We start from the raw sequence: 9,303 nt of genomic DNA, 5'->3' as shown, positions 1-9,303 counted from the left end.
CGGCGGCCTTCGACCCGAATGCGATTCTCAGCCAGGAGCTGGAGCGCCTCAATGAGAGCCTCCGTCTCCAGTTTCAGTACGCGCGCTTCGAGTTTTTCCACCGTGTCATCGGGTTCCACGGGTGTCCACTTCTGGATAATCACTGGGCCGTTGTTGTACTCTTGATCCAAAAAGAACACTGTGCAGCCGGTGACCTTGACCCCGTGTTCGAGCACCGCTTCGTGAACCCGACGGCCAAAATACCCTTGCCCGCAAAACGCTGGAGCCAGAGCGGGGTGGGTACCGATCACGCGGTTCTGAAACTCGGGAATGATTGTGAGGCGGATGGCAAATCCCGCCATGATGATGTATTCGGCACCAATCTCCTTGCAACGCTGATAAATCGCGGCACTGTATGCATCAGATGAGTCGTAATCTTTTCTTTCGATCACCTCTGCCGGAATGCCCATAAATTCCGCATACTGAAGCCCACTGGCATTGGGGGTGCTGGCAATCACCAGCCGCACGTCGATCGGTACCCGACCTTCGTCAACGGCTTTGAGGAGATCGCGGAGAGTTCTTCCGGTACCGGAAATCAGCACAGCGACAGGCAAGATACGGACATCACCGACCATACCCAGCTCCTCCTGAGGCTCAGCACATGAAAAAGAGTCATCCGCGGGGCCCTTTCAGCCGGTTCATTGTATCAGAAAATTCGACGACCCCACGGCATCGAGCATTTCAGCAACACTCATAACACACAATGACGCGCGTTTTGTCTACCATCAATGCATTTCTGTTGTCTTTTTGAAAAGAGGATGTCCTGTTTTGCCCGTGGGAAGGGAATAAGGTTTATGGCGGGCGGGGACCACAAAGAGGCACCTGACCGGGGACTCCTTCGTGTTCGTTCTTGAAGCGGCCTGAAAGGGACCTGCTGGTACCGCTTGTGCGAAATCAATGTTATAAACCTGGTTGCATCGAAAAGAAGACAAACTGCCTGCAGGTTGACAGCATGGAAAGGTTGAGCGTTGCAATCGCGGTCGGAAGGCCAAAACGAGAGCAGAAACGAGGTTTTCGTCCGGCTTCTGGCGGGGATTCAGCGCAAGTTGTTCCTTTATGTTATGGTGCTTGTGCCTGACCCCCAGGAGGCCGAGGAGATCGTTCAGGACGTCAGCGTGGTCCTATGGCGGCGGTTTGAGGATTTTCGTCCAGGAGAGGATTTTTTCCGGTGGGCGTGTGGGATTGCCCGCAACGAAGTCCTTAAACACCGGGACCGTTCAGCTCGGGCGGCGAGATGTTTTTCTCCAGAGTTCCTGGAGCAAATTGCCAACGACGCGGTTCGTGTTGTGGACACCATAGACGAAAGACGTGAAGCCTTGCGAGAGTGCCTTCAGGAACTTCAACCCCATCATCGCGAGTTACTGAACCAGAGATACTTCCATCAGATGAGCACCGAGCAAATCGCTCAACTGCATGGAAAGTCGGTCGAGGCCGTGCGGCGCATGCTCCACCGCATTCGCATGGCCGTGTTGAAATGCATCCAACAGAAATTGCGTACAGCGGAAGATAGTGCATGAAAAGAGCGATGAGGTTCGCAGTCGCTCAGAAATGCCCATGAACGCCGAAGAACGTGCTTCCCTCTGCCAGCTCGTGGATGCCCTCGTCGAAGGAAGAGGCAGCGATGAAGATGTGCGCTGCCTCGAAGAATTGGCGCGCACTCCCGAGGGCAGGAAGCTTTACATCGAGTACGTGCTGCTCCTCGGAGAACTCCACTGGGGCACAGGAAATCTACTCGATATCCCTGATTCGCGGGCTGACGCCGATGTTCCGACAATCGCTGCGGAGGTTGCCAGAACAAAATCTCTCGCTAGCCAGAAAAAGGCACTCCGACGTGTCCTTGCCTGGGGATTGGCTGGGATAGCTGCCGCCATGAGCCTTTGTGTAGTCCTACTGTGGAGGTGGTACGCTTTCCATCAGCCGGGAGTAACTCGTCCTCAAAGGTCGGAGATCGCTACCTGTGTGGATGTGTTCGAAGCAGACTTTAATACCCCGCATCTAATAGTGGGGAGTCCGCTCAAAGCCGGTGATGTCGTCTGCCTTCGCTCGGGGCTGGCGGCCTGGCGAGACCGCCATGGAACGACCTGGACGCTGGAAGGGCCTGCGGCACTCCGCGTCGACGACGCACAAAGTCTGACGCTCACTCGCGGCAAAATGGTGGTGCAGCTCGCACCGGGCTGCCGTAGCTTCTTGGTGAAAACCCCCCACGCCAGAATCGCCGATCGCGGAACGAGCTTCGCCGTGGAAGTTGCACCGGAGGCGACCCGGGTTCACGTCCTGACGGGAAAAGTGGCGTTGGCACCGCTTCAGCCGCATGACGGAGATGTGCGGGAACTCCGAAAAGGAGAGGCGGCGATGGTGAGCCGGAATGGTCGACTACTCACAATCCCGTGGCGTGGTGATCGTTTTTGGACAGACATTCCGAAAAAGGGGTCCGTCGCCGCCTGGCGTTACGTCGCAGTGCATGATCCCCATATCTGGTTGTCAGCCGACTTTGAACAAGAAGCTGCCGCTCTGTACGACCACCGCGATGGTCATGTCGGTAACATTTTTCCTGTCAGAATGCGTGGTACGTTTTCGGACGTCTCCGCGCAATGGGAAGTCGGCTACGAAGGCCAATCGCGGGCTGCTCGCGTGATTCGGGCCAATCGCGATGGGAATTCGAACGGGCTGGGATGGCAAACCGAGGAGCCGCTGACGTTTCCAAATCGTTTTACCGCAGAAATCATTTTCCGGTTTGATGGTTGGTCGGACCAATCGCCTCAGGCTGTGGGAAGCCTCCTCGCCACGCGTCAGGACACAAACCGTTGTGGGTTCCTGCTTGCGGCTTTGCCATCGGAAACCGGGGCCCCAAGTGAGGCCACCCTGGTGCATCTGCTCGTCGCTGACGACAATTGGGCCCAGACGCGGGGTCGCCTGGCCGCCGGGCACTGGTATTTTGCGGTTGTGATCGTGCGGACGGATGAGGAGCGGAAGACCACGCATATCTGCACCTACCTTCAGGATTTGAGCGCTCACAGCAGGCTGGAAAAAGTTTTCGAGGGGCGACTGTCTGGTACGGTACCGTCTGGACCACTGGGAATCGGAAAGGGGTTTGATGCCCGATTGGCCCACGCATATCCATTTCCTGGCGCGATCGATGAGGTCTGCTTCTACAATGAAGTAATGGAGGAGGAAACGGTCCGACGTCATGCCGATTTCCTTGTGACTCAAGCGACTTTTAGTGGGGCTATGCCGCTCCCCGGCGACACACCGGAGGGGCGACGTATCGGGGATACACTGATGGACGCAAACGACGGAGGCATAGCAACGGAAAAACCGTGACTGAAATAGCCGTTCTCCGGTGGACGGTCGGGGTCGGGACAGAAAGAGTTGTTATGTCGTCAAGGTAATACGCGAGGTGCCATCATGAACCGCCGATTGCGAACACATTCCCGTCGGGAGTTTCTCCAGGTCACCGGTCTCAGTTGGGTCATCGGTCAGGCTGGCGGAGTGGCCGTACCCGCCCTTGTTTTCGGAGAGGAAAATTCAGGACCGATCGACTGCGGTCCACCTCCCAAAGCGGCACCGCAGCACCGCACTGGGGGCGAATCGTTCCCGCCGCTACCGCTCCCCGTCACACCCTTGCGGCGAACAGAAAAGAAACGGCCACCCAGTCCCCCTGCCCTGATTGGAAAGATGGCCCTGGGAAGTGTCCGCTGGATCACGCGAGATGGCAAACGGGTGATGTACCGGGACTGGATGACGGACCCCGCCGATGTCAACACGCTCCTTGAATGGACCAACGAAAAGCTGGGAATCCACTATCGGGCCGTGGAAACAGATTTCGCCCATTTCTCTTTCGACCCCCGAGAGTTGCCGGCACTGTTGTTCGCTGGTCACAATAGTTTTCAATTGACTGACGATGTCCGCGCCAAGCTCGCCCGATATGTCATGGATGGTGGCACCATTATCGGCGATGCGTGCTGCGGCTGGAACGATTTTGCGCAGTCGTTCCGTCGCGAAATGGAGCTGATCTTCCCCGGCCGGCCATTGCGAAAAATGCTTCCTGAAGAGCCGGTATTCTCTTCCTACTACAAGCTGGGCAATTTCACATACCAGAAGGCGGACGGTTCTCGGTACGACGACGCTCCCTGCCTGGAATCGATTGATTTCGGTTGTCGTTCTGGGGTGATCTTTTCACCTGCCGATATGACGTGTGGCTGGGACGGTCACGACCATCCCCGCGGTTTGCGTCTGGTCATCGACCTGGCACGGCAAGTAGGGGCCAATTTGATCACTTACATCCTGGGAAGCTACCAACTCGCCCGATTCCTAAGCACCACCAAGGTTTACTACGAAGCTGAGGCTCCCACGCGGGATGACTTCGTCTTCGCACAGATCATGCACGAGGGCGATTGGGATCCAGACCCGTCGGCTGTCCACAATCTGCTCAAATATGCGCGCGATAATTCCACCCTGGAGGTCAAATTCAAGCGGCAGAACATCCGCCTCACCGATCCGCAGGCGGCCAATTATCCACTTCTATACATCACGGGACACCGGGAATTCGTCTGGAACAACGACGAAGTCGGTTTCCTCCAGCGGTATTTGAAGGCTGGAGGCTTGCTGTTTGCCGATGCCTGCTGTGGGCGGATGTCGTTCGACATGGGATTCCGTCGAGAAATCGCGAAGGTCTTTCCGGATGCAAAGCTGGAAAAAATCCCACTCGACCACCCGATTTACCACAATCTGTTTGACATCCAGGAAGTCGAATACACTCCGCGAGTTCGCGAGGACTTCGGCAATATCAACACGCCGGAGCTGGAAGGCATCAGCATTGATGGCCGACTGGCGGTCATCTACAGCCGATTCGACCTGGGGAATGGCTGGGAGCAGTTCCCCCACCCCTATTCTTATGGCCTGAAAGACGACTCCGCCCTGAAAATCGGCACCAACGTGATCGTCTACGCGATCACGCACTGAGGCAATGTCTGTGACGCAGCCCCGGCGAAGGAGCGAGTTTTCACCGGCAGCGGGGACTGTTACCGGGGGACTGTTACGGTTGGAGGATCACCTTGAGCAGGGGCTGCCTTCGGTGGTAGAGCTGATCGAACCAGTATGGCCCCTCTTCCAGCGGCGCCACTGCACTGATGAGGGAATCCACTGTGACAATTTCCCGCGCTAACAAGTCCAGACAGCGGGGATAGTCCCCCTGCGATGCGCACGACCCCAAGAGTGTCAGTTCGCGGGTGACCACAGCCTGAAGGGGAAGCGTTGTCTGAGGCGCCAGATTACCCACCAGAACCACCCGACCGCCTTTTTCAACAGTTTCCACAGCCGTGCGGACAGTTTCGTCGATGCCCACGGCGTCGAAAACGAGGGTGACCCTCTTTCCTTCTGTCACTTTGGACAGTTCCTCCTGCCAGGATTCGTTCGGCGAAAAGACAGCGGTGGCTCCGGCGCGACGCGCAAGCTCCTGGCGAAATCGATCCGGTTCTAAGACCACGATGTAACTGGCCCCCGCGACCTTGAGCAGTTGAACGATAAGGGAACCGATCATTCCACCCCCAATGATGAGCACTGTTTCGCCGAGCCGGAGATCCCCCCGATCCACGGCGTGCAGGGCCACAGAAAGCGGTTCGATCAAGGCGGCCTGTTCGAAGGAAACGTTGTCTGGGAGACGATAGGCAATATGTTCCGGGACGACCACATATTCGGCGAACGCACCATCCTGTCGGTACTCGGCACAAGAGACCCCCAGAACACGACGGTTATCGCAGAGGTTGATCCGCCCCTGACGGCAAAACTCACAGCGCCCGCAATAAATTGTGGAATCGAAAGTCACCCGATCGCCCGGGCGAAACTGAGTGACACCGTCACCGATTTTCGCTACGACTCCCGAAGCTTCATGGCCCATAATAATCGGCGGTCGCCTGCGCCCTGTACTTCCGTCGAATCCATGAACATCGCTCCCACAGATACCGCAGGCCTTCACTCTGACGAGAATCTCTCCCGCACCAGGCTCCGGGACCGGAACATCCTGAATTTCCAACTGCTTATACGCGGTCAGCACAAGAGCTTTCACTTGAAGGATTCCTTCAGAACGTGGACCAAATTGCCACAATACTTGGGTTCTTCCACCGCTGTTGGGTTTTTTGATCCCCAATCCGCACGCTCTTTCCCAGGGCGGCGATCTTGGGTCAGAAATTTGATGCTGCGGAATGGAGTTCACTGTGTCAAGCGGCGGCGGGGAACAGTGCTTTTTCAGCACGCTGCTCATTGCCGCGTGCAAAAAGAATGTCACGAGCCGCACAGGAGATTATTTTAATGGGCAGACTGCGGCCCGCTCTCGCATAGAAAGGGATCTGGCCGGCTCTCACGCGGTGGATTAGCGAATATCAAGCGTACCGTCGGCGCTCTTTTCCGGGAGGATAGTGCTGTGAATCGCGGCTCGTCACGTGGCTTTACACTCGTCGAGTTGTTGGTGGTCATCCTCATCATTGGCGTGCTCATCGGCCTTCTCCTGCCGGCGGTTCAGTCGGCCAAAGAGGCTGCCCGGCGGTCAGCCCTCAGTTATCGCGAGGACCTGAGTACCCCGCCCGTGGCTGCGGAACAGCCCAGCACCCGCGGCACGCCTCGTGCGTCCCAACCCGCCCGGGTGGTGAACCTCCAGGCGGAAGTCATGCTGATCCCCCGATTGAGTGTGGGCACCATCGTCCCCGTTTCTCTATATGAGGTTCAATTTAAAGGAAAGCTGGAAGCCCGCGCGCCAGCCCGAACCACGGGAGAGTACTACATAGCTCTTCCGCTACCGCCAGAGATTGTTTCACTCGCCGAGCTTGAAGTTCGCGTTGGCGATCAAGTTTGCGAAGACGTTGTCATTGTCCCCAGGCAACTGCGATGCACAGTATCCCTGAACGACTCACCGCAATCGATCGAGGCGCACTATTCAGCAGTAGGCCGCGGAGTTTTCGGCCTAGAAATCCCCGAGGGTGGAGTAGAAGACACGCTCGCTCTGACGGTCAGAACCAGCGGTTCGGATGTGCGGTTGATGGAACTCTCTCTCCAACCCACAGTAGCGAAGTCCTCTAAAGGTGGAGCGGAATACGTCTGGGAATACAAGAAACTTATGTTCGGACGTCCTGTCCAGCTCGATGTGCTGGGCATTGCACCAGTGGATCGGCTAGGCGAGCTGCGATGGCTGGGACCTCTGAGCATCGTGTTTTTTGGATTGGTGGCGGGTCTCATGGCACTGGTCGCCAACAAACCGGCGTTCGATCGCTGGATGCTCCTTTTAACGATTGGACTATTCGCCGGCAGTTATCCGCTCATGTACTACGCGCAGGAGTACTTGCCCCTAGGTTATGCCGTGACATCCTCCGCGGCGGCGCCTATTTTGGTGGCGGCCATTCGCACGGGCTTTCTTGCTGGATGGCGGCTGGCAGTAGCAATCACGTTCTGGGCAGCACTGGTCATGGCAGCGACAATCGTTTGTGCGATCTGGCCGAAGTATCAGGGACTGGTCATTACAGGTGAAACGCTGGCCCTGTTTGCTATGGCCATGATTCTCGGCCCCAAGATTCCTAAAAGAACCCTTTTCCCAGGTCCCCATGCTCCAAGTGCCACGGGGAAACTCCAAACTCGATCACCCACCGATCACCCCGAGGAACCATTCTCGGGACTGGCTGAACAGGCCTCTCCGACCAACCGCAGAAGAACCTCGGCTGAGTGGGCAATCTCGGCCGAGCTACCGACGCCGGCCGTGCCCATGCTGGTACCATGTTTCTGTAACGAGTTAAAATGAAAAGGGGAGCTTGTGCGAAAACATCGCCGATCGGATTATTGCGGGTCAGGCTTTCGACAGAAGACTATTGACTTGAATACCGCGGCGGGCATTGCCGCGGACTGATGAAAGTCAATCGGAACAGAGACTTGTGAGGCGAGAGGTCACGCATGACCGACAAGTTGCCTTTGCCCGATGAACAGCAGCCGTCGCAAGGATCACCTGGGCCGGGGCAGGGTCCCGGCACACCACCGCCGCCGACCGCGGAAAGCACTTCTTCGGCGCAGAACGCTCGTGAGACAACTCGAGGCGTTCCTGAAGGAAAGACGCTTCCTTCAGCGCAGGGAAACGCCATCCGAGCGCAAGGTGAATCCACCGGGAAAGGCAAGGCCCAACCCTCTCCGACGGCGGTCGCAGCGGCTGCAAAAGGCATAAAAGCCGACAATGAGCGGGAACAGAAAAATGGACGGAATCTCCTGTGGGAGATCCTTCACTGGATGCCGAGCTGGTTTGTCAGCATGGTCGTGCATGCTGTGGCCTTGTTGGTCATGGCCATGATTACCATACCGGCCCCTCGCGAAACCACCGCCCAGACTTTGGTGGTCGCTCCGGGTCAGAATGAGCAACTCGAAGAAGTGGAGGAGCTTCTCGACGAGCCGCCGCAGGATATCAACCTGGCCACGGATCTATCGCCTGTAGAGGTGGCCAGCAACGTCGACAGCTCGCAGGATGTCTCGCCTTTCAACGATCAAACGGCAGCGATGGCTTCGGTAGAATTGAGTCCCATTGGGGTAGAGCACGCACCCCAAACAGATTTGCTCGCTAACCTGGGGGCTTTGAGCGGTGACGCCTTTTCTGGCCGAGGAGCGGGCAAAGAGCGGTTGGCGCGGTTGGGTGGCGCTTCTGAGGGGAGCGAGCGGGCTGTGGCTCTGGCCCTCCAGTGGCTTGCCAATCATCAACTCCCGGATGGTGGCTGGAGCTTCGACCACACCAAAGCCGGCGGATGCAACGGGCAGTGTCGCAACCCGGGCAATCTTCCGGAAGCACGGGCGGCCGCCACCGCTCTGGCACTTCTCCCCTTCCTGGGCTCAGGACAAACGCATCGGGAAGGCAAATATGCTAAGAATGTGCGGGCTGGCCTTTACTTTTTGATCACCAACCGGATGAAGATCTCCCCGGAAGGCGGTAGCTTCCTAGAAGACGGCGGCAATATGTACTCCCAGGGGCTCGCTTCTATTGTGTTGTGCGAGGCCTACGGAATGACTCATGACAGGGTATTGGCCGCCCCGGCCCAGCAGGCACTCAACTTCATTTGCAATGCTCAAGACCCGGTAGGCGGCGGCTGGCGCTATCAGCCTCGCCAGAAGGGGGACACTTCAGTGGTGGGCTGGCAGCTCATGGCCCTTAAAAGCGGCATGATGGCTTATCTGCAAGTCCCAAAGGTCACCGTCCAGAAAGCCCAGGTGTTTCTCGACTCGGTTCAATCAGATGGGGGAGCCGCT

The 9,303-nt window shown here is 57.3% G+C and carries 7 protein-coding genes; 5 read left to right on the top strand and 2 right to left on the bottom strand.

What is annotated here, in order from left to right; translation table 11 throughout:
• On the bottom strand, positions 1 to 614 hold a 614-nt coding region (purN, locus tag ABJK56_RS06205; protein WP_347243796.1), incomplete at its 3' end, for a phosphoribosylglycinamide formyltransferase.
• A 393-nt stretch (positions 615 to 1,007) separates the two neighbouring features.
• On the opposite strand from purN, the gene ABJK56_RS06200 reads away from it, so the two are divergent.
• The 3 genes from ABJK56_RS06200 to ABJK56_RS06190 all read left to right on the top strand — a co-directional run bounded on the left by ABJK56_RS06200 (position 1,008) and on the right by ABJK56_RS06190 (position 5,001).
• Positions 1,008 to 1,556, top strand: a complete 549-nt coding sequence (locus ABJK56_RS06200) for a sigma-70 family RNA polymerase sigma factor (protein WP_347243795.1) — start codon at positions 1,008 to 1,010, stop codon at positions 1,554 to 1,556.
• Between the two features lie 37 nt (positions 1,557 to 1,593).
• A complete protein-coding gene (locus tag ABJK56_RS06195; RefSeq protein WP_347243794.1) occupies positions 1,594 to 3,360 on the top strand; it encodes a FecR family protein in 1,767 nt (588 codons plus the stop codon).
• An 84-nt stretch (positions 3,361 to 3,444) separates the two neighbouring features.
• Entirely contained in the window at positions 3,445 to 5,001 is a 1,557-nt protein-coding gene (locus tag ABJK56_RS06190) for a DUF4159 domain-containing protein (protein WP_347243793.1), read from the top strand.
• Positions 5,002 to 5,074: 73 nt separating this feature from the next.
• Here the strand turns inward: ABJK56_RS06190 and ABJK56_RS06185 are convergent, their stop codons facing one another.
• Positions 5,075 to 6,103, bottom strand: a complete 1,029-nt coding sequence (locus tag ABJK56_RS06185) for a galactitol-1-phosphate 5-dehydrogenase (protein ID WP_347243792.1) — start codon at positions 6,101 to 6,103, stop codon at positions 5,075 to 5,077.
• 354 nt (positions 6,104 to 6,457) lie between these two features.
• Here ABJK56_RS06185 and ABJK56_RS06180 point away from each other — a divergent pair, with 354 nt between their 5' ends.
• On the top strand, positions 6,458 to 7,822 hold the full coding sequence (locus ABJK56_RS06180; RefSeq protein WP_347243791.1) for a prepilin-type N-terminal cleavage/methylation domain-containing protein: 1,365 nt from the start codon (positions 6,458 to 6,460) through the stop codon (positions 7,820 to 7,822).
• 149 nt (positions 7,823 to 7,971) lie between these two features.
• The coding region (locus ABJK56_RS06175) for a prenyltransferase/squalene oxidase repeat-containing protein (protein ID WP_347243790.1) at positions 7,972 to 9,303 on the top strand (1,332 nt) is incomplete at its 3' end.

The organism is Thermogutta sp. (assembly GCF_039793925.1).
Taxonomy (GTDB): Bacteria; Planctomycetota; Planctomycetia; order Pirellulales; family Thermoguttaceae; genus Thermogutta.
The sequence above is the reverse complement of the archived record's forward strand: the minus strand, read 5'-3'. Positions and strand labels throughout refer to the sequence as shown.

Coding starts and splice junctions, on each gene's coding strand:
- ABJK56_RS06195 (WP_347243794.1), top strand. CDS start 1,594: ATGAACGCCGAAGAACGTGCTTCCCTCTGCCAGCTCGTGGATGCCCTC.
- ABJK56_RS06190 (WP_347243793.1), top strand. CDS start 3,445: ATGAACCGCCGATTGCGAACACATTCCCGTCGGGAGTTTCTCCAGGTC.